The 20,240-nt window shown below is 43.1% G+C and carries 20 protein-coding genes; 17 read left to right on the top strand and 3 right to left on the bottom strand.

Annotation, left to right across the window (positions count from 1 at the left end):
• Window positions 1-10 precede the first annotated feature (10 nt).
• The 5 genes from NSQ91_RS17155 (at window position 11) to NSQ91_RS17135 (ending at window position 7,692) form a co-directional block, all read left to right on the top strand.
• Window positions 11-1,330: an ATP-binding protein gene (locus tag NSQ91_RS17155; protein ID WP_076184846.1), complete on the top strand. Its 1,320-nt coding sequence runs from the start codon at window positions 11-13 to the stop codon at window positions 1,328-1,330.
• Window positions 1,327-3,525: a DEAD/DEAH box helicase gene (locus NSQ91_RS17150; RefSeq protein WP_076303655.1), complete on the top strand. Its 2,199-nt coding sequence runs from the start codon at window positions 1,327-1,329 to the stop codon at window positions 3,523-3,525. Before NSQ91_RS17155 ends, NSQ91_RS17150 begins: the two co-directional genes overlap by 4 nt.
• Before the next feature lie 172 nt (window positions 3,526-3,697).
• Entirely contained in the window at window positions 3,698-5,368 is a 1,671-nt protein-coding gene (locus NSQ91_RS17145; protein ID WP_076126801.1) for a spore germination protein, read from the top strand.
• A 37-nt stretch (window positions 5,369-5,405) separates the two neighbouring features.
• Complete coding sequence (locus NSQ91_RS17140; protein ID WP_076184847.1) at window positions 5,406-6,509, top strand: GerAB/ArcD/ProY family transporter; 1,104 nt, start codon at window positions 5,406-5,408, stop codon at window positions 6,507-6,509.
• On the top strand, window positions 6,502-7,692 hold the full coding sequence (locus NSQ91_RS17135; protein WP_076126641.1) for a Ger(x)C family spore germination protein: 1,191 nt from the start codon (window positions 6,502-6,504) through the stop codon (window positions 7,690-7,692). The genes NSQ91_RS17140 and NSQ91_RS17135 overlap by 8 nt, the downstream gene beginning before the upstream one ends.
• A gap of 77 nt (window positions 7,693-7,769) precedes the next feature.
• On the opposite strand, the gene NSQ91_RS17130 is transcribed toward NSQ91_RS17135, so the two are convergent.
• Both NSQ91_RS17130 and NSQ91_RS17125 read right to left on the bottom strand, forming a co-directional pair.
• Entirely contained in the window at window positions 7,770-8,078 is a 309-nt protein-coding gene (locus NSQ91_RS17130) for a DUF4190 domain-containing protein (RefSeq protein ID WP_036676925.1), read from the bottom strand.
• Between the two features lie 24 nt (window positions 8,079-8,102).
• Window positions 8,103-8,882, bottom strand: a complete 780-nt coding sequence (locus NSQ91_RS17125; protein ID WP_076126639.1) for a GNAT family N-acetyltransferase — start codon at window positions 8,880-8,882, stop codon at window positions 8,103-8,105.
• A 188-nt stretch (window positions 8,883-9,070) separates the two neighbouring features.
• Here NSQ91_RS17125 and NSQ91_RS17120 point away from each other — a divergent pair, with 188 nt between their 5' ends.
• Both NSQ91_RS17120 and NSQ91_RS17115 read left to right on the top strand, forming a co-directional pair.
• Window positions 9,071-10,291 (top strand): MFS transporter, encoded by a 1,221-nt coding sequence (locus NSQ91_RS17120; RefSeq protein WP_076106745.1) that lies wholly within the window; start codon window positions 9,071-9,073, stop codon window positions 10,289-10,291.
• 39 nt (window positions 10,292-10,330) lie between these two features.
• Window positions 10,331-10,861: a GrpB family protein gene (locus NSQ91_RS17115; protein ID WP_370510713.1), complete on the top strand. Its 531-nt coding sequence runs from the start codon at window positions 10,331-10,333 to the stop codon at window positions 10,859-10,861.
• Window positions 10,862-10,871: 10 nt separating this feature from the next.
• Here the strand turns inward: NSQ91_RS17115 and NSQ91_RS17110 are convergent, their stop codons facing one another.
• Window positions 10,872-11,735, bottom strand: coding sequence for an AraC family transcriptional regulator (locus tag NSQ91_RS17110; protein ID WP_076303656.1), 864 nt, complete (start codon window positions 11,733-11,735; stop codon window positions 10,872-10,874).
• A 257-nt stretch (window positions 11,736-11,992) separates the two neighbouring features.
• Between NSQ91_RS17110 and NSQ91_RS17105 the strand changes: the two genes are divergently transcribed.
• The 10 genes from NSQ91_RS17105 to NSQ91_RS17065 all read left to right on the top strand — a co-directional run bounded on the left by NSQ91_RS17105 (window position 11,993) and on the right by NSQ91_RS17065 (window position 20,110).
• Window positions 11,993-13,291, top strand: coding sequence for an alpha-glucosidase/alpha-galactosidase (locus NSQ91_RS17105; protein WP_076303657.1), 1,299 nt, complete (start codon window positions 11,993-11,995; stop codon window positions 13,289-13,291).
• 180 nt (window positions 13,292-13,471) lie between these two features.
• A complete protein-coding gene (locus NSQ91_RS17100) occupies window positions 13,472-14,149 on the top strand; it encodes a M99 family carboxypeptidase catalytic domain-containing protein (protein WP_076126632.1) in 678 nt (225 codons plus the stop codon).
• Between the two features lie 156 nt (window positions 14,150-14,305).
• Window positions 14,306-14,686 (top strand): GntR family transcriptional regulator, encoded by a 381-nt coding sequence (locus NSQ91_RS17095; protein ID WP_076126630.1) that lies wholly within the window; start codon window positions 14,306-14,308, stop codon window positions 14,684-14,686.
• Window positions 14,683-15,552, top strand: coding sequence for an ABC transporter ATP-binding protein (locus tag NSQ91_RS17090; RefSeq protein ID WP_076126629.1), 870 nt, complete (start codon window positions 14,683-14,685; stop codon window positions 15,550-15,552). Before NSQ91_RS17095 ends, NSQ91_RS17090 begins: the two co-directional genes overlap by 4 nt.
• Entirely contained in the window at window positions 15,545-16,180 is a 636-nt protein-coding gene (locus tag NSQ91_RS32075) for an ABC-2 transporter permease (RefSeq protein ID WP_076126627.1), read from the top strand. Before NSQ91_RS17090 ends, NSQ91_RS32075 begins: the two co-directional genes overlap by 8 nt.
• Before the next feature lie 17 nt (window positions 16,181-16,197).
• Window positions 16,198-16,836 (top strand): ABC-2 transporter permease, encoded by a 639-nt coding sequence (locus NSQ91_RS17085; RefSeq protein ID WP_076126625.1) that lies wholly within the window; start codon window positions 16,198-16,200, stop codon window positions 16,834-16,836.
• An 81-nt stretch (window positions 16,837-16,917) separates the two neighbouring features.
• Window positions 16,918-18,012, top strand: a complete 1,095-nt coding sequence (locus NSQ91_RS17080) for a HAMP domain-containing sensor histidine kinase (protein ID WP_036676951.1) — start codon at window positions 16,918-16,920, stop codon at window positions 18,010-18,012.
• Window positions 18,013-18,201: 189 nt separating this feature from the next.
• On the top strand, window positions 18,202-18,618 hold the full coding sequence (locus NSQ91_RS17075; RefSeq protein ID WP_248548678.1) for a MarR family winged helix-turn-helix transcriptional regulator: 417 nt from the start codon (window positions 18,202-18,204) through the stop codon (window positions 18,616-18,618).
• Between the two features lie 62 nt (window positions 18,619-18,680).
• On the top strand, window positions 18,681-18,893 hold the full coding sequence (locus NSQ91_RS17070; protein ID WP_036676956.1) for a DUF896 domain-containing protein: 213 nt from the start codon (window positions 18,681-18,683) through the stop codon (window positions 18,891-18,893).
• Between the two features lie 278 nt (window positions 18,894-19,171).
• Window positions 19,172-20,110: an alpha/beta fold hydrolase gene (locus NSQ91_RS17065; protein ID WP_076126624.1), complete on the top strand. Its 939-nt coding sequence runs from the start codon at window positions 19,172-19,174 to the stop codon at window positions 20,108-20,110.
• Window positions 20,111-20,240 lie beyond the last annotated feature (130 nt).

Genomic DNA, 20,240 nt, shown 5'->3' with positions numbered 1-20,240 from the left:
TGAACTTTGGATGAGTGAATTAAAAATACCTAAACGAATGACAACTGCGCTAGTCAATTCGTTGACGGCTGGTGTTGTTCCGCGTATCGGACTAGAGCACATAGCCGTTGGCCGTCGGCCGGAGATTGAGGCCATATTAAGAGATATGGAGAACATTGCAGAGGGTGGGGCAGCTTTTAAGCTGATTACAGGCAAATTCGGCAGCGGCAAAAGCTTTCTGCTTCAGATGATCCGTAATTACGCGATGGATCGGGATTTTGTAGTAGCAGATGCTGACCTGTCCCCTGAGCGTAGGTTAGTAGGAACTAAAGGACAAGGCCTAGCGACTTACCGGGAGCTAATGAGCCATTTATCGACCCGCACACGTCCAGATGGTGGAGCGTTGGAGATCATCCTGCAGAAATGGATTATTACGCTACAGCAGTCCGTGATGCAGGAGAAGGAATATGGGCCTGATCACCCTCAGCTTGGTGAAGAAGTAGAGAAGCGAATTTACGCTGTAGCCTCTGAAATGCGTGGTTTGGTACATGGTTTTGATTTTGCCAAAGTGCTCGCCTCTTATTGGAATGCACACAAGCTGGCCGATGATGACCAGAAACAGGATTCGCTTCGCTGGTTGCGTGGAGAATTTGCAACTCGGACAGAAGCCCGCAAAGCGCTTGGAGTTGGCGTGATTATTGATGATGATAATTGGTATGACTATATGAAGCTTTGGGCGGAATTTACTGCGGCTATTGGCTATAAAGGTCTGCTGCTGTTTATTGATGAAGGTGTCAATCTTTATAAAATTACGAACAGTATTTCCCGTCAGAGCAACTATGAAAAGCTGCTTACCATGTTCAATGATACGATGCAGGGGAAGGCAGAGAACTTAGGGATTTTTATAGGGGGAACTCCGCAATTTGTGGAAGATGGACGGCGTGGTTTATTTAGTTATGAGGCACTGCGATCGCGATTGGTTGCTGGCCGGTACGTGGCGGCGGGTCTGAACAATTATACTGGACCTATCATTGCACTGGACATGTTATCACACGAGGAAATTCTTGTACTGCTGCAAAAGCTTAAAGAGATTCACGCCCTACATTATGGTTATGAAGCACGTTTATCACAGGAACAATTGGTTCATTTTATGGAGGAAGCGGTTGGAAGATTAGGGGCTGAGGAACTCTTGACTCCACGGGAGGTAGTACGTGATTTCATGGATCTGCTGCATACGCTCCACCAGCATCCGGAGATTACTTTTGAACAGCTAGTCGGCGAAAAAACGGCTAAGCCAGCTGAGACCGAGCAAAATGAACTGGATGGATTCCTGGCGGAGTTTGAATTATGAGTGATAATCCGTTCTATAGGCTGGCTCCCTTCATTAAAGAGTTTATTTATAAGAACCGCTGGGAGACTTTGCGTGAGGCACAGGTGGATGCCTGCCGGGTGCTTTTTGATACCCCGCATCATCTGCTGATTGCCTCAGGTACCGCTTCAGGTAAGACAGAGGCAGCTTTTTTCCCAGCGCTTACTGAGCTGTATGAACGTCCTTCCGGTTCGGTTGGCATTTTGTATATCGCCCCTTTGAAAGCTTTGATCAACGATCAATTTACACGTTTGAATGATTTGCTTCGTGAAGGCAATATTCCGGTGTGGCACTGGCATGGAGATGTACCTCAAGCCGATAAAACAAAACTGGTGCAGAATCCTTCAGGCGTGCTGCAAATCACCCCGGAATCGCTTGAAGGATTGTTGATGAACCGCCCGAATGCTATACCAGCGTTGTTCCATGATCTACGTTTTATTGTCATTGACGAGGTGCATGCCTTTATGGGAGCTGACCGGGGGATCCAGGTGTTAAGCCAGCTGGCGAGAATCTCACGAATGGCGGGATGTCATCCTCGCAGAATCGGTCTATCAGCTACGCTGAGTGACTACGCTTCTGTCACAGAGTGGCTGGCGGCGGGCACGCGGGAGAGCGTTGAAGTGTCCGCTCCACAAGGCGGGCGTAAGCTCCGTTTAAGTGTGGAGCATTTTTCTTTCCCGGATGCACGGGATGAGGTGCAGGCGGAGCATTTAGAACGTGCGAAGCAGTCTTATTACGATTTTATTTATGATCATACGCATCTGAAGAAGGCGTTGATCTTCACCAACAGCCGCTCAGATGCGGAGACGGCGACCCTAGAGATGCGGAGAACGGCCGCGAAGCGTGGTGAACGGGATGTATTTCACGTTCACCATGGCAGCATCTCCGCGATGCTGCGTGAAGAGACGGAAGCCGCGCTGCGGCAAGGCACCGGACCGGCTGTTGCCGCAGCGACATTGACGCTGGAGCTGGGTATTGATCTGGGCGAGCTGGAGCGAGTGCTACAGGTCGGCGCTCCCTATAGCTGCGCAAGCTTTGTGCAGCGGTTAGGCCGCTCGGGCAGGCGTGGAGACGCTGCATCCGAGATGATCTTTGTCACGCCCGAGGAAGAGGACGAGGAAGCTCAGCTTCCGGCGCGGATGCCGTGGACACTGCTTCGAGCGATAGCGGTAATTGAGCTATATGTGCGCGAGAAATGGGTGGAACCCCTGGTCGTGCGTCAGCTGCCAGTTGGACTGCTGTACCATCAGACGATGAGCATTTTGAAAAGTATGGGTGAGGCCGAACCGGATGATTTAAAAGAAGCGGTTCTGAGTTTGCCTTCGTTTAAAACCATAGATCCTACTGATTATGATATTTTCATGACCTATATGTTAGGCATGGGACAAATTGAGAAGATGGACGAAGGCAGCTTGATCATCGGGATGGCGGGAGAGAAGATCGTGAATAACTTCCGCTTCTACGCGGTCTTCAAAGATGATGAAGAGCATGTGGTCTATAACGGGACTGAGGAAATCGGATCGATCACAACGGTTCCACCACCAGGCTACTGTTTTACTCTGGCAGGTAAGCTTTGGAAGGTAGAAGAGGTGGATAATCGCCATAAAGCCGTTTATGTGAAAACCTCACGCGGCAAAGTAGATACGTTGTGGCTTGGTGCGGGTGGGGATGTACATACACGCATCATGACCAAAATCCGTGAAATCTTAGGAGCCACTTCATTGTATCCTTATTTAGCTCCGAGTGCGGCTACGCGGCTCGAACGAGCTCGTCGTTTAGCGAAGGAAAGTGGAATGCTTGTGCGGTCCGTTATGCCGGCAGGTGGAGATTCCATGTTCATTCTGCCCTGGGCGGGCAGTCGGCAATTCCGCACGCTGGAGCGCCTTCTGAAGAACAATCTGAAGAGCCCTCTGGGACTGCGTTCTATCGTTCCCATGGAACCTTATTATATGGTCGTTGCTGGTAAAACAGATGCAGAAACGCTGGAAGCAGAGATCATTGCCGAAAGTATGGCTGCCACAGATCCATTATCATTGTTATCCCCAGATGAAGCACCCTATCTCGGAAAATACGATGAGTTCATACCGCATGAGCTGCTGCGCAAAGCTTTTTCCTTGGATGGATTAGATGTCCCGGGTTTGATTGAGGTTTTAAAGCAGTGGCAGCAACCTAATTAACCTTAAGCAGTACCTGTTGAAAATACTCTAAATTGCAGACGTCCGCTTATGCGGGCGTTTTGTTATGTCCGGACCAATGCTGATATATGAACTTTCCTTAAGTTTCAAATGTTGCATAAGAATAGGGTGGAAGGAGAATAGTACTAACAGATTCCTATAGAGGATGATTGCGATGTGGCCTAAAATAGTCTCTTATATTCCGGACTGGACAATTTTTATGCAGGCGGCGATTACGCTGCTCTTTCCCGTAGGGATTTTTTATCTTTACAGGCATTTGTATTTTTATGTTGGAAGCGGACGCTCCAAGGAAACAGAGGCCAAATCACAGGATGCGGAACTGAAGAAGAATGACAATCGGGAAGTAAATCCGCAGCCTCCTGTGTCTACTGCTTTTACCCAGGACTATGATGCCGATCTGACAGCGATAAAAACGGCATTGGGGGAGAACAGTGATGTACATTTTCGTGAATTCTCAGTTAAAGGTATACAGGCACGTGCCGCATTGGTCTATGTAGAGGGGATGCAGCACGAGGAGCTAATCAATCAGCAGGTGCTGCAGAATCTGATGTATGCCGGCGAAACGCAGGCTTCAGAAGGAATATACAACTACTTGAAACAGAATATGCTCCCCTTAGCTCAGCTTAGTGAAGCCAAGGATTTAGACCAACTGCAGGAGTTTGTCCTATTCGGATACACTGCGCTGATTGTCGAAGGCATGCGTGAGATGTTGCTGGTGGGTTCTCCGCATGGATCCGTGCGCGCGATTACTGAGCCGACCTCGGAGGCTTTACTGCGTGGGCCTCGGATTGGCTTTACTGAGGTGCTTAGTGAGAATACCTCTATGCTGCGGCGCCAAGGGCTTAATAAGAATCTGGAAATGAAAATGGTTGAAGTAGGCAGCGAAATCAAGAAGAACCTGGTTATCGCTTATATGAAAAACATTGTGAATCCTGATCTGCTCCAGGAAGTGAAGGAACGTATCTCCAAAATTGATATGGACTTTATTCTGGAATCCGGCTATGTGGAACAGTTGATCGAGGATGATTATTTAAGCCCGTTTCAGCAGACACAGAATACGGAAAGACCCGATCGGGTAATTGCATCCTTGTTAGAGGGAAGAGTCGCGATTTTGCTGGATGGCACACCGTTTGCACTCGTTGTTCCAGTGACGTTCAGTATGCTTTTGCAGTCTCCTGAGGATTATTATGAGCGCTGGATTCCGGGTACACTTTTGCGGATACTCCGGTTTTGCGCATCATTTCTGGCTCTGTTGGCTCCGGCGCTGTATATTTCCTTTATCTCTTTTCATCCGGGACTGATTCCTACACAACTGGCGATCTCCATTATCGAAACACGCCAAGGTGTACCCTTTCCTGCATTAATTGAAGTGTTGATTCTGGAAATTTCCATTGAAATTTTGCGTGAAGCTGGAATTCGGCTGCCGAAGCCCATAGGTCCGGCAATGGGGATTGTCGGAGGTCTAATCATTGGAGATGCCGCGGTACAGGCTGGTATTGTAAGTCCTTTTTTGGTAATTGTTGTAGCTGTGACAGCGATCTCTTCGTTTTCCATACCGATGTACAGTGCGGGGATTACTCTCCGGATCTTACGATTCGCAGGCATGTTATTTGCGGCGGTCCTGGGCATGTTCGGAACCATCCTTTTCTTCCTGCTTATTTGCAGCCATCTGACTCGGCTTTCAAGCTTTGGAGTTCCTTACGTCACCCCTATTTCCCCTTTCCGCTTAAGTGACTGGAAGGATTTGTTCGTTCGTGCACCGTTATCGATCATGAAGCGAAGACCGGAGATGCTGAAGACCCAGAAGAAAAAGCGCAGGTCCTAGAGAATGTATTCTTAGCAGGAGCAGAGGGGAGACCACAGTGTTTAAACGAACTGATGATAAGATCACAACCTCGCAGGCTTCCATAATCTTGACCAATTCAATGCTAGGTGCGGGAATTTTGACTTTGCCCAGAAATGTTGTTAAGGCTGTGCAGACTCCCGATGCCTGGATTTCAGTAGTGCTGGGAGGTATCGTCGTATCTTTGGTCATATTGGTTATGGTGAAGCTTAGCCAGCAATTTCCAGGGAAGACTGTCTTTCAGTATTCTAAAAGAATTGTTGGGAATTTTCCAGGCAGTGTAATGAGTACAATATTGATTCTTTACTTTATTGTGATTGCGGGTTTCGAAATCCGCGTTCTGGCGGAAGTAACATTGTTCTTTCTTCTGGAAGGGACACCGATCTGGGCGATTGTGATGCCGTTCATCTGGGTGGGCACTTATTTGGTGTATGGCGGGATTAATTCCATGGCCCGCGTGTTTCAGATTGTATTTCCGATCAGTATTTTTATTCTGATTATTTGTTATATCTTAAGTACCAGAATATTTGATATCCAGCATTTGCGTCCTTTTCTGAGTGAAGGCATGATGCCGGTGATCCGAGGCATGAAGTCGAGCATCCTGATTTTTACCGGTTGTGAGGTTGTGATGACAATGACGGCCTTTATGGAGCATCCGCAGCAAGCGGTCAAAGGAATGATGGTCGGTTTAAGTATCCCGCTGGTATTGTATCTGGTTACTGTTGTGATGGTTATCGGCGGCCTATCCATCAATTCTGTAATCACCAGCACCTGGCCTACGATAGATTTGGTACGGAGCTTTGAAATATCAGGGTTCTTTTTTGAACGATTTGAATTTCCGTTGCTCGTCATTTGGCTGATGCAGATGTTCTGTAATTTTTGCAGCTTTTTCTTTAATGCATCACTTGGCATCTCCCAGGTATTCCACCTAAAGATCCATCCGGTTATGTTCGCTTTAATGCCCATCATCTTCATCTGTACGATGATCCCTCAGCGCATCAATGATGTCTTTAGTCTTGGTGATGCGATTGGCTATATGGGTGTGCTGATCTTTATAATGCTGCCACTGTTATTGTCGATTGTATTAATCATTAGGAAGAAAGGACTCAAGCAGAATGTTTAGACAGCGGGTTATTCGCCTACTATTGGTATTCGTGATTCTGCTTACGCAGTCTGGCTGCTGGAGCAGTAAGGAGATTGAAGACTTGAGTGTTTATACGGGATTGGCGCTTGACAAGGGGGAGCCGAAAGGAGTCGAACGGGAGTTTGAGGAACTCGGAGGAAGCTATTTTAAGAAAAATAAATTGACGGCTACGGTACAAATTGTGCCTGAAAAAATACTCGGAAACTCTGGCAAAGATGGCGCAACACCACAAACTCATTATCACAATATTTCTGAGACAGGGGATTCTCTGCTTGAGATATTCCGCCAAATCTCAATACGTAAGAACCGTCCGATTATAGGTCATCACCTCAAGGTTGTTGTCATATCTGAGAAACTGGTGCAACAGGAGAAGATCAGACGGCTAATGGACTTTTTACTGCGAGATAATGATATCCGCCCTAGCTGTCTTATATTTCTTAGCCAAGGGCCTGCATCCGACACACTTAAAACAACCTCGGAGGAGATTCCTTCTTTTCGTCTGGCAGACATGATTCATAACCACTTCAGAACCAGTAAAGTTATGAAGGGCATAACGTTGTCTAATCTAGATGCACTTATGTACTCCAGGCAAAGCTTTGTTTTACAGAACGTTGTGGAGGCACAAGGTGAGGTGGAATTTTCCGGAGCAGGTATTATCAAGGGAGACACAGGACAGTGGATTGGCAATATTGATCAACAGGATGTGGAGAGTATTGCCTGGATCAAAGGGGACATAAAAGGTGGGAGCATTAAAGCCTATAATCAGTTGAATGAAGCGATTACTTATGAAATTAAATCAGTTAAGAGCAAGATTACGCTGAAGGAGACTGCGGATGAGAAGTTCTCTATTCATGTAGCCATTGAGTCTGATGGACGTCTTATTGAGAATTGGGATGATAATGAGCATTCCGCGGAAGTTGCCTATTTCAAAGAATTGGAGAAGATATTCGAGGAAAAATTAACCGAAAAAATCAATGCTCTTATTCACAAAATGCATTCTACCTACAAAGTGGATATAGCAGGGTTCGGAAATTGGTTCAGCATAGAAAAACCGCAGGTTTGGAAAAAGATCAAGGATCATTGGGACGAGGAATTTATTCGGATGCCATTGACCTTTGATGTAAAGCTTAAAATCACCGATTTTGGTTCCACGACTGAATGAAGAGTTCACTTGGATAAACGTGTTAACACAAAAAGGATCTCAGCAGCCGATGATGGCTATTGAGATCCTTTTCGTGGTTAGTAAGTAGAAGCTGCAAAAACAAACACAACGACGAATAATATAATAATTGCGTACATCAGCGTGCCCACAATTCCACATACCAGGCCTGCAATCGCTAGGCCTTTGCCTTGTTCATAACGATTACGGATTTCCTTCAGCGATAAGGCGGATAGAATAATCGCAATAATTCCTAACAGAAAACCAATATAAGGCACAACAATAGAGAGGATTCCCAAGACAAAACCAGCGATTGATTTGCCATTCGTCGGTGCCGGAGGGGGTGGAGGCTGATAATAATTCAAATTGTCGTTTGGTGGATAGCTCATTAAAATCACCTCCAATAGAAATTGTTATTGAATGTAGTTAATCCAGTGCTCTAGCTGCACACAAGGGACAAGTCCAATAGATTCAGCTAGACGAATGGACGCTTGATTTCTTTCAAGGACGTGATAGCGTGGAATAAAGCCTCGTTCTAACGTTTCTTGTATGGCTGTGCGAACTACCATTTTCGCGTATCCGTATCTTTGAAATGCTTCTAAAGTATGAACAGCGCCGATTTCCCAAATCTGCTCTTCATTTCGGAACGCTAGGCAGGTACTAACCGGATTGTCGCCCTGAAAGATTGAAACGGAAAACGCTCCTTTTTGGAAATATTCCTCAATTTCTTCCTTATTGTAATGGTTAGCAGCCCAAAGTGGAAGTAGTCTGTCGTCAAATGAATGATTGATTGACACCTCTTTGTCCTTACTATACCTTAACCCCTCAGTTGTGCTGTAAGAGAAAAACCCCCGAGTTTTTTCTAAAGAAAAATGCGCAGACAGTGCCTCTTGGTACTTCACATCCTGTAGTTTAAAAACAAGCTTCGCCTGTGCTGGGAGCAGTGGTAGTAAAGCTGGAAATATATCGGGGCAGCTGTAATCCAAAAATACGATGTAATCCGCTTGAGGATATACCCTATGATCATATGCGTATGCTGTGGCTGGAAGAAGTAATACAATACCCCACTGATCACCATGCTCAACTAGATGTGTTTCCATGACTTCGTGGAAGGAGTTTAACATTTTTAACAAACTTACATTCTTTAAGGGATTCGTTTGTAATTTGTTTATGATTCGTTCGTTCTGGTGCACGTTCATCCACTCCTAGCTCAGATTTATATATTTTACTATAAATTGTACTTATGAAGATATTTATATTTTTTCCTTTACTAATCATTAATCTATTGAAGAAGGAAGGTTGACATTGACTGTTATAATATATTAGGGAAAATAAAGCTCGCTGTTTGAAGCAGCATACGTGAACGGAGGCACATAATTTCATGACACAATCTATCACAGGCGCTGCTGTTCGTGTAGGAGAAGGTCTATCTAAGCAATTCATCCTAATTCTAGCCATTGCATCAGGACTAAGCGTGGCAAATATGTATTATAATCAGCCGCTCCTAGCTGAGATAGGACGCACATTTAATGCTTCCTCTAACGCAGTGGGATATGTATCGATGCTTACTCAAATCGGCTACGCGCTGGGAATGTTATTTTTTGTTCCACTAGGTGACATTCGTGAACGCAGAACACTGATATCAGGACTTCTTATTGCTGTATCACTGTCACTAATTGGTTTCGCTACCGCACAAAACCTCACTTGGATGTATATCGCCAGCTTTGCTATCGGCATAACTACGGTGGTGCCGCAGGTCATCATTCCTCTCTCGGCTGAGTTAGCTTTACCGGAGGAGCGGGGGAAGGTTATAGGCACAGTAATGAGCGGATTGTTTTTTGGTATTTTGCTAGCAAGAACAATATCCGGAATTATAGGGGATATGTTCGGCTGGAGAGCGATGTACTGGATTGCCGCAGTAGTCATGTTATTGTTATCCCTTATTCTTTATCGGCTAATCCCGGCAACGAAACCAGACAATAATTCCTCGTACTCAGATCTGCTGAAATCAATGGGACAACTGATTCGCAGATATTCGACGCTTCGTGAGTCATCTTTAATTGGGGCTTGCATGTTTGGCGGCTTTAGTGTGTTCTGGACTTCTCTAGCTTTCTTTCTGGAAGGAGAACCTTATCACTACAGTAGCTCTATTACAGGATTGTTTGGTCTTATTGGTGTAGCAGGTGCTGCTGGTGCTCCATTTATCGGGAGGTTAGCAGACAGAATTGCTCCCAAAAAGATTGTAGGAATCCTACTGTTAATTACATTAATTGCTTACGGATTTTTTGGTTTAGCCGGATTTACGATCTGGAGTTTGATTGCAGGAGTTATAATTCTGGATCTTGGGGTACAGGGGTCACAGGTCAGTAACCAAACACGCATATATGCACTTGAACCAGCGGCTCGCAGTCGTATTAATACTGTTTTTATGGTCAGCACTTTTACAGGTGGAGCGATTGGATCCACGCTGGGAAGTTTTGCATGGCAGCATTGGGGCTGGAGTGGTGTCTGCTTAATGGGGGGAACGCTAGTTGTAGCCGCTTTATGCATATGGATCGTCTATAGAGTGATCGAGAAAGAGGATATACCAGAGATTAGCTAGAAACGGATTACAGTACCTTTTATTATACCCGGGAGGTGTTTGATCATCGCTGAGAAGACGAAAGTTATAGAGGTTGTCCCGTATAACCCAGAGTGGAAGGCAGAATTCAATAGATTAAAAGAACAGCTCTTATCTTATGTCGGAGATCTTATTATTTCTATCGAGCATGTGGGCAGTACTTCGATTGAAGGGCTAGCTGCTAAACCTATCATCGACCTTGATCTTGTGATGGACAGCTACGATGTACTCCCACAAATCATAGAACGTTTACAACAGCATGGATATGAACACCAAGGGAACTTGGGAATAGAGGGAAGAGAAGCGTTTCAAAGACTTCAGGATGATGGATTTATGAAATATCATCTGTATGTATGTCCTAAGGATGGAAAAGGCTACTTGGAGCATATCGCTTTCAGAGACTATCTGCGATCGAATACAGCAGCGCGTCAAGCGTATGCAGAGGTTAAACAACGCTTGGCAGAACAACATCGTTATGACATTGATGCTTATTGTGAAGGAAAGACAACGTTTGTTAGCTCAATTTTATCTAAAGCCATGAAAGAAACGTAAGATACATCAATCATTTGCCCGTTCGAAGATGATTTCGAAATTCACTTGGAGACATGCCACTCCATTTACGAAACTGCTTGGAGAAGTATAACGCGTCATTGAAACCGACCGAGGAAGAGATCTGGTCGATGGTCAGCGTGCCTCCTAGCAGTTTTTTTGCTTTATCCATACGAACCTTTAATAAATATTGTTTGGGAGACATGCCGATCTTTTGTTTAAAGACTTTAGAGAGGTGAGCCCTATGATAGCCTAGAGACGATGCCATATGGTCGATACTGATCTGTTGATGAAACTGTAGAGAAATCCAACGGATCGCTTGATCGATCTGACGGTCGATAACATCCGGTAATTCTATCGATTGAGAGGGAAGCGAACTTATGTTCGCAACACCGAATTTGTGCACTAGCAGCCGCAGCCAACCCGAAGCTTCTAAGCTCTCCAGTCGAGGATAAGCAGATTGCTGAAAGGATAAACGAATATGTTCATATATTTTATGTATCTCTATTAGGTTATCTAAGTGGATTATTGGCTTGTCCCTTGTAATTCCCACTTCGTGTAGTAGCTGTTCAACCGCTTCCCCTTGTAAGGCCACCCATACATATGTCCACGGACGATCCATGTCTGCCTGATAGCTAAATAACGCCCCCTGAAAAATAACAAAGGTATCCCCCTTACTACATCCCTGCGAATTACTGCCACTTTGAAAAACTCCTTCCCCATCAATTACTGTATGAATGAGATAGTAATCATGAACAGAGGGGCCCATTTTATGGCCAGGAACGGGTTTGCCTTCTCCGCTGAATAATACAGATAGGTCATGATCATCGGGAGCCAGATTAAACCCTGCTGTAAAATGATAATGCTCTGAAGCCATTTACTTAGAACCTCCCCAAGATTGCTTTTATAATACATTTAGATTATAGGATTGAATATACAAATGCAACAAACGTCCATATATCTCTTGTATTTCTCCATACTCATTGGGACCGCTCTCATTTATAGTGATTAGTGAAGAGAGCAGACGGTTATGATCTGACATCCTAGTGTTTATAAGGGAATTATAGTTTACTCTACTCCATAAAACTGCGATGTTAATACCGTTCACCTCACCTATAAGGAGGAAAATTTCACATGTCTAAAATTACATTTATCGGAGCGGGTAGCACCGTATTTGCCAAAAACGTGTTGGGAGATTGTATGAGAACGCCAGCCCTGCAAGGGTTTGAACTTGCCCTGTATGATATTGATCTACAACGCCTGAAAGATTCCGAGAATATGCTAAATAATATAAAAGAGAGCAGCGGCAGCACTTGTGTTGTGAAATCCTATACGGATCGTAAAGAAGCTTTGCGTGGAGCTAAATATGTCATTAATGCAATCCAAGTGGGAGGTTACGATCCTTGCACCATCACAGATTTTGAAATTCCGAAGAAATATGGCTTGCGGCAAACGATTGCGGACACAGTTGGCATAGGTGGGATTTTCCGTAACCTGCGTACTATTCCAGTGATGCTGGACTTTGCTGCGGATGTACGGGAGGTTTGTCCGGACGCACTCTTTATGAACTATACAAATCCTATGGCAGTTCTGACCAATGTGATGAATACCTATGGCGGTGTAAAGACGGTGGGATTATGTCATAGTGTGCAGCATTGTATTCCGGGCTTGTTCGAGCATCTGGGTATGGATCAGACAGGTGTTCAGGCTAAGATCGCTGGGATTAACCATATGGCTTGGTTATTGGAGGTTACTAAAGACGGCGAGGATTTGTATCCGGAAATTAAACGCCGTGCCGCTGAGAAGCAACAAGAACATCACGGAGACATGGTCCGTTATGAAATGATGCTTAAATTCGGTTACTACATTACGGAATCTTCGGAACATAACGCAGAGTATCATCCTTATTTTATCAAACGTAATTACCCAGAGCTTATCGAACGGTTTCAAATTCCACTCGACGAGTATCCACGCCGCTGTGTAGATCAAATTGAACGTTGGCAACAAATGCGTGAAGAATTGGTTAATAACAAAGAACTTAAACATGAACGTTCGCATGAATATGCGTCTTATATTATGGAAGCTATCGAAACTAATGTGCCTTTCAAAATAGGTGGCAATGTTATGAATACAGGTCTTATCACTAATTTGCCAAAAGAAGCATGTGTAGAGGTCCCTTGTTTAGTAGATAGAAGCGGAGTAACTCCGACCTACGTGGGAGATCTGCCTCCACAGTGCGCCGCACTGAATCGTACAAACATTAATACACAGTTGTTAACGATCGAAGCAGCGATTACCCATAAGAAAGAGCATATCTATCACGCCGCAATGCTCGATCCACATACAGCAGCTGAATTGTCGATGGATGACATTACAAATATGTGCGACGAGCTGATCACAGCCCATGGAAACTGGCTCCCGGCGTATAAATAAATTAACTAGTTAGGACTAAGGAAGCCTGAGAAATCAGGCTTTTTTTGATTGTATTTCTACGAAAACCGAATGCTATCTTTAAAAAAGACCACGTCGTTTCTTCTTGCTTATCTGTCTAGGACAACTGGGAGACATCGGAATACACATATATGGATTATCTAAATGTGGAGGTGATCCTTTATGATCGTTGAAAGCTATACCTTAGCATCGTCCACAGCTTATGCTACTCCTTATTATGTGATTAGAGGTGAGCTTCCTGGTCCTGTCTTTATGGTGGTGTCGGGGATACATGGGAATGAGACAGGAAGTATTCGTGCCGCACAGATCATTGTAGAACATTTTAACCAGAGAAGGTTGTATATACACCGGGGCACGATCATTGTAGTACCTCTAATGAATCAAAAAGCTTACCGCAAACGGATCAGAGGTGTACCCGATTTAAATCGCACCTTTCCACGTTCTAGCAAAACGGCGGCAAAACATCCATTAGCTTCAGCTTTGCTACAGCTAGTACTAAGATATCGTCCCACCTGGTTTCTGGATCTTCATGAAGCAAATGGGTTGTCACAAAAAAATCCGAAGCGACTTGGCCAGTCGATCATCGTCACTCCGGGAAGCCGAGGAACAGGTACAGCAAAACGTGTCATCAAAGGCATTAATCGAACGATTCCCAAAACCGCTTATCATTTTAATATCCGTTTACGGGAGCGCCCCGGCTCCTCAAGGGCAGCCGTTACCCGTATATTAGGGGCTAAAGCATTTACTGTGGAAACCTGCTGGAGCCTTGATCGTGAGCTACGGATTCGCTATCAGATAGATATTGTTAGCCGTTTTTTAAAAAGTGCGGGATTATTGTGATAGAGAAAATATCTGATAACTGTGTTAGCTGGTTCTTAGATCCTAGGAATCAGCTTTTTTGCCGATACAAGAAAGGTAATTGACAACAATGGGTATAGTGTATATATTACATATATACATTGATAACACATAAACTAGGAGTGAGGGCACGATTACATGAACATATTGATATCCAACACTTCCGGTGAACCCATCTATGCACAGATTGTCAGCCAGATCCGCCAGATGATTCTGCAAGGAGAGTTAGTGTCTGGCACCCCATTACCTTCTATCCGGCTATTAGCCAAAGAGCTGCAGATTAGCGTAATTACAACGAAACGAGCCTATGAAGAACTGGAGAGAGAAGGGCTTATCAATTCAATTGTGGGGAAAGGTTCCTTTGTTTCTGGTGCAGATCAGGAGTTTATTCGGGAACAACGGCTACGGATTATGGAGAACAAAATGAAGGAGATTATCGACGAGAGTAAAATGCTGGGGATTAATTTTGCTGAGTTTAGTGAGATGTTGAAATTGCTTTATGAGGAGGAGACAGAATGAAAGAAGTCATTCAATTGGACCAAATATCTAAAAAATATGGCCATTTTAGCCTATGCGAACTTACGTTCGGTATCAAAGAAGGGTATATCACGGGGCTAATTGGACCGAATGGGGCAGGGAAAACAACATTAATAAAAATGATGATGGGGATGGTGTTTCCTGATCATGGCAGCGTCAAGATTTTTGACCAAGAGATGTCTATCCATGAAGCAGAGAATAAGGATCGGATTGGCTATGTCTCCGATGAGAATTACTTTTACGATCAATTAACCATCGATCAGATGAGTAAGATTATTGCTCCTTTCTATAGTCGTTGGGATCAAGAAACGTATAGGAAATACATAGAGATGTTCAAGCTTTCCCCGCGGAAAAAGATTAAGGAGCTCTCCAAAGGAATGAAAATGAAGTATTCGCTCGCCATTGCCTTATCACATGGTGCAGATCTGCTCATTATGGATGAACCTACTGCAGGACTTGATCCTATATTCCGAAGAGAGTTGCTTGATTTGCTTAGTGAGCATATCCAAGATGAGAAGAAGTCTATTCTTTTTTCAACGCATAATACGACTGATTTGGACCGGATCGCGGACTATATTGTTTTTGTGAACGAAGGGCATCTAGTATTTAATGAAATGAAAGAATCTCTAGCCAACAAATACATGCTGGTAAAAGGCAATAAAGAGTTGCTTGATCGGGATGTACGAAAATGGTTCATCGGGCTTAGAGAGACGGAAGTTGGTTTCGAGGGTCTTCTGAACAATCGCTCTGAGGGGGAACACTTCTTTAGAGGTCATGCCATATGCGAAACACCTACTCTGGAAGAAATCATGTATTTTACGGTAAAGGGAAACGCTTTGTATGTTTAATCTCTTGTTGCTGATTCGAAAAGACTTTATTCTCCTGCGGAATTTTATCCCTATATTTCTCTTGAGTATCTTGTTCATCGCATATGTTCAACTGGATAACTCCAGCATGTTTGCTACTTTTCAATCTTTACTGTTGCTCGTATACTCCTGTTCTATGGATGCACAGAATAACAACACAAAGTTTGTGATAGGGTTACCAGTAAGACGGCAAGAGATTATCTTGGCTAAATACTTATCACTTATTCCTTATTGTTTCATCGGTTTGGTTTGCTCTTTAGCTTTGTTACTAATTTCCTTTTCATTTGGATATTCCATTAGCTCGTTTTATTGGATAGGGGTATCTTTAACGTTACTTATGATTCCTTTGGCTGCGTCTATTTATCTGCCGATTCATTATTGGCTTGGTTCCAAAAACTATTACTTCAATATCCTTTTTAATGTAGTAATAACGATTACCACCCTGAACACTGGATCTTCACTCTCAAATTCATCCTTTTTCTTAACAATTACCGACATAAAGCTGCAGGATCATCTGTTGTCGATTGGTTTGATAGGGATTGTTTATCTCTCCATATTGTACTGCTCTTATAGGATTTCACTACGATTGTTTAGCAAGGAAGAGTTATAAGCTAAGGAGGACGTAAAGTGTATAAATCATTTTTTTTAATTCAAAAAGACTTCATTCTTCTGCGTAAATTTCTGATGCTGCTAATCCCCTTTTTTATTTTTATAGCTTACTCGAACTATCATAGCTTCAGTTTATTTACGGTAATGCCACCCATGCTGTTATTGATAAGCTCCTGCTCAATGGATACTCAGCAGATGACGCAACGGTTTCTCGTTAATCTCCCTGTAAGGAGACAAGAGCTTGTCCGTGCCAAATATTTTTCGATCCTTCCGTATGCGCTTGTTGGGCTGGCAGCCACGTCCTTTACCTATCTCCTGATTATTGTAACAGGTAAAGCCGTAACCCCTCATTTTTGGCAAGAGGTTGGTATTACGTTATCCATTTTCCCTCTCCTTGCGATGCTTTATTTACCGATTCATTACTGGTTAGGGGCAAAGGGAGCGCAAGTGGTTAATCTTGTTTTTATGATGATTGTTATGTTTGGACCGAACGTGTTTAGCTTTTTGATCCAGTGGATACCTGATGTGAACAGATGGCTGAGTTTTGGAGTGAAAGGTACGGTCATTCCCTTTATAATCCTAGGGCTGGCTTATATATTCTTGCTTAGCTGTTCATATATCATTTCTCTGCGGATTTTTGTGCGGAAAGATCTTTGATTCGAAGGATTTGAGATTTTGAATGAATTCATATACCATTGTCACTACAAAGATAAATAGTAGGGGAAGGGTATATAACCAATGCCTAAAATGATCTATAGCTTTCGCACAAAAATGATTATGCTGCTGATGGCCAGTATGCTTGTATCCGGTGGAATTACCTTTTCAATCTATAAAATTCTGCAGAGATATTATCGATCAGAGGTCTTATTAGAAAATCCATTGACTAAAGTTCGCTACTTGATGCGGGATATCGGTGATGTTAATGCGTTTTTGATTATCTTCATTCCTTTGGCCATCTTATTCTTTTTTATATTTACTAAACCATATGCAAATTATTTCAAGGAAATCTCGAAAGGGATCCATCAGCTGGCGTCGGGTGATTTCTCGGAGCGGGTGGATATCCCTTCTAAAGATGAGTTCGGCCTTATTGGCCATGATATCAATCTGGCTATTGATCATCTACAGGAAGCTATCGAGCGGGGCGACTTTGCGGAGAGCAGTAAAGATCAACTTGTATTAAATCTGGCACATGATCTGCGTACACCACTTACCTCCGTTATAGGTTATTTGGATTTTATCCTGAAGGACAATGAATTAACGCCAGAACAGACCAGACATTATACAACGATCGCTTATACTAAATCTCAACGTTTGGAAAAATTAATTGATGAGCTATTTGAAATCACAAGAATGAACTATGGTAAGCTTACGCTTGAAAAAACCTCGATCGACCTGAGTGAGCTTCTTTTGCAGTTAAATGAAGAGTTATATCCCGTTTTTGAGAAAAATGGTCTTACTTCCCGCTTGGATGTAACCCAACCTCTGAAGATAGAGGGTGACGGTGAGCTGCTGGCGCGTGTATTTGAGAATCTCCTCACCAACGCAGCGCGATATGGAAGCGACGGTCAATTTATTGATATTCATGGGTATTTAGAGGAAAATGAAGTCGTTATTGAGATCATTAACTATGGAGATTGTATTGATCCGGAAGAGCTCCCGCGTATTTTTGATATGTTCTACACCGGGGATCGAGCGCGAACGCATCCCACAGGGAGTACGGGACTGGGCTTATTTATCACTAAAAACATTGTGGAACAACATGCTGGAACAGTTTCTGCACAAAGCAGTGTAGTGCGGACGATGTTTGAAGTACGGCTTCCACAAAATAATTGAGAACGAAGTCAAGTGTCGACTAAGCAGGAGTAAAACCGAGATCTATGTGATCTTGTGGTTTTACTCCTTTTTTTATGGTTTGGTCAGCAGACAGGATGAACGTTACCGGACATTTATTTGAAATTTTTAATAAATCGTGATATTATTAGCTTGCTAAGTAATTTGTAAGGCAGTACGGAGGAAATATCTGTGATAGAAGATGAGATAAGGGAACTACTGGATAGAATATCAGCGGAAATGCGTAGAGATTATGCAGAACTGCTTAGAGAACTTAATCTTCATGTGGGTCAAGAACAGTTATTATGCCGGTTATGGAGAACAGATGGAATGACACAAATACAGCTAAGTGAACGCTTGAATTGTGAGCCTCCAACCATAACAAATATGGTGAAATCTCTTGAAAATCATGGGTTTGTTGTTCGAAAAAGAGATTCTGAAGATGGCAGAGTTAGCCGAGTGTATCTAACCCCAGCCGGACGTAATCTCTGCGAACCTGTGGAACAGATCTGGAACAAACAGCTGGATAAATTACTAGCCGGAATTATACCTGAAGAACGTTTATTATTAAGAAGACTTATGAAACAAATGGCCGATAATTTAGCTTGAATCTGGGACTAATCGCCATAACCGTTAGTAAGCTAATTAAAACTAAGAAAAGAGGAACATAGATGATTACAAGTTTGACTCGCATCAATGAATTAGCTAAGAAAGAACGTGAAGTAGGCTTGACACAAGGCGAATGGGTTGAACAGATCGCATTGCGTGAAGACTATCTGCGTGAAATTCGTGGACAAGTTCGTAACAGTCTTTCTGGCGTGACAATTTTAGATCCGGATGGAAACGATGTAACCCCTGAGAAGCTTCGTGCAGCGCGTAAATAATCAATGAACTAATAAGTGGAAACTACACCTTTAGATAACATTAGATTAGCCTATGGCTGATCGACGGATATCTAGAGGTGTTTTTTGTTATATAAATCTTAACAGAAGCTTAATTCGTTATCATTAGGAGCTGGTGAAAGTTAAGAATCAATTAAACTTGCGTTACACAGGATCTAAGACTGGATTGTTAGAATGAAATAGACAAAAGATAAGGGATAACATGAAGGGGTGCAGAAGTTGGAGAAACTAAAAGAAACATCAAGGAAGGAAATGAAAGTATGAAAAAAACATTATTAATTTTACTTAAAGTAATAGTCGCTATAGTCATACTCCTAGCACTTTTTCTGGTCATCGTTTTTACAGTCAATGTGATCAGCAATAAAGTGGAGAAAGGAAAAATAGAACCCTATGGTCAGCTTGTACCTGTCGACGGGAAAAAGATGAATGTTACCATACAAGGGCAAGGCAAGGAAACAGTCGTGTTACTCCCAGGGTTTGGAACCGCATCACCCGTAATTGATTTCAAACCACTTGTAGATGAACTGACTCCTTTCTATAAAGTTGTAGTAGTTGAGCCGTTTGGTTATGGACTAAGCGATGTCACCACAAAAGAACGAACGGTCGACAATATCGTGAGTGAGCTTCATGAAGCCTTACAAGAATTAAAGATAGATCGTTATATTCTGATGGGACATTCTATAGCGGGAATTTACGGACTGGACTATGTGAACAAATACGAAAACGAAGTTAGTGCATTCGTAGGCATCGACAGCAGCGTACCCACACAAGGGGGCAACGATGAAGAATTTCCATCAGGAACCTATAAGCTGCTTAAAAACTCAGGATTTATGAGATTGCTGGTAAAGCTCAATCCAGCCCAAATCGTTACACCAAGTGATGATGAGGAAACTAAAGAACAAAATAGAATGATTTCACTTAAAAACATGATGAATCCAAATATCATCAGCGAAGCAGAGCATTTTAAAAGTAATTTCAAAGCCACGGAAACATTAAATTTCCCAAAAGATCTTCCTGTTATTTTCTTCCTAGTGAAAGAAAATACGGATGTTCCAGGCTGGGAATCCCTGCATAAAGAACAGATTAAAGACTCCTTACACGGGAAATTGATGTTGCTTGATGGGGAGCATTATTTGCACCATACCCGATCCAAAGATATCGTCGAGAACTTTAGAAGTTTTATGGGAGAGATAAAGTAAGAATGAATGAGAAAAGCCTGCTAATACAGGCTTTTCTTTTTTTGTATTTTCAAATAAGTGAATCCTTTAGAAAAAAATGATAAATTTATCAAAGCAATTATGGGCACTCTATATCCTAATCTTTATTATA

Source organism: Paenibacillus sp. FSL R7-0048, from assembly GCF_038004505.1.
GTDB classification, from domain to species: domain Bacteria; phylum Bacillota; class Bacilli; order Paenibacillales; family Paenibacillaceae; genus Paenibacillus_AQ; species Paenibacillus_AQ odorifer.
Note: the sequence above shows the minus strand (reverse complement) of the source record. Positions and strands in the feature narration are given on the sequence as shown.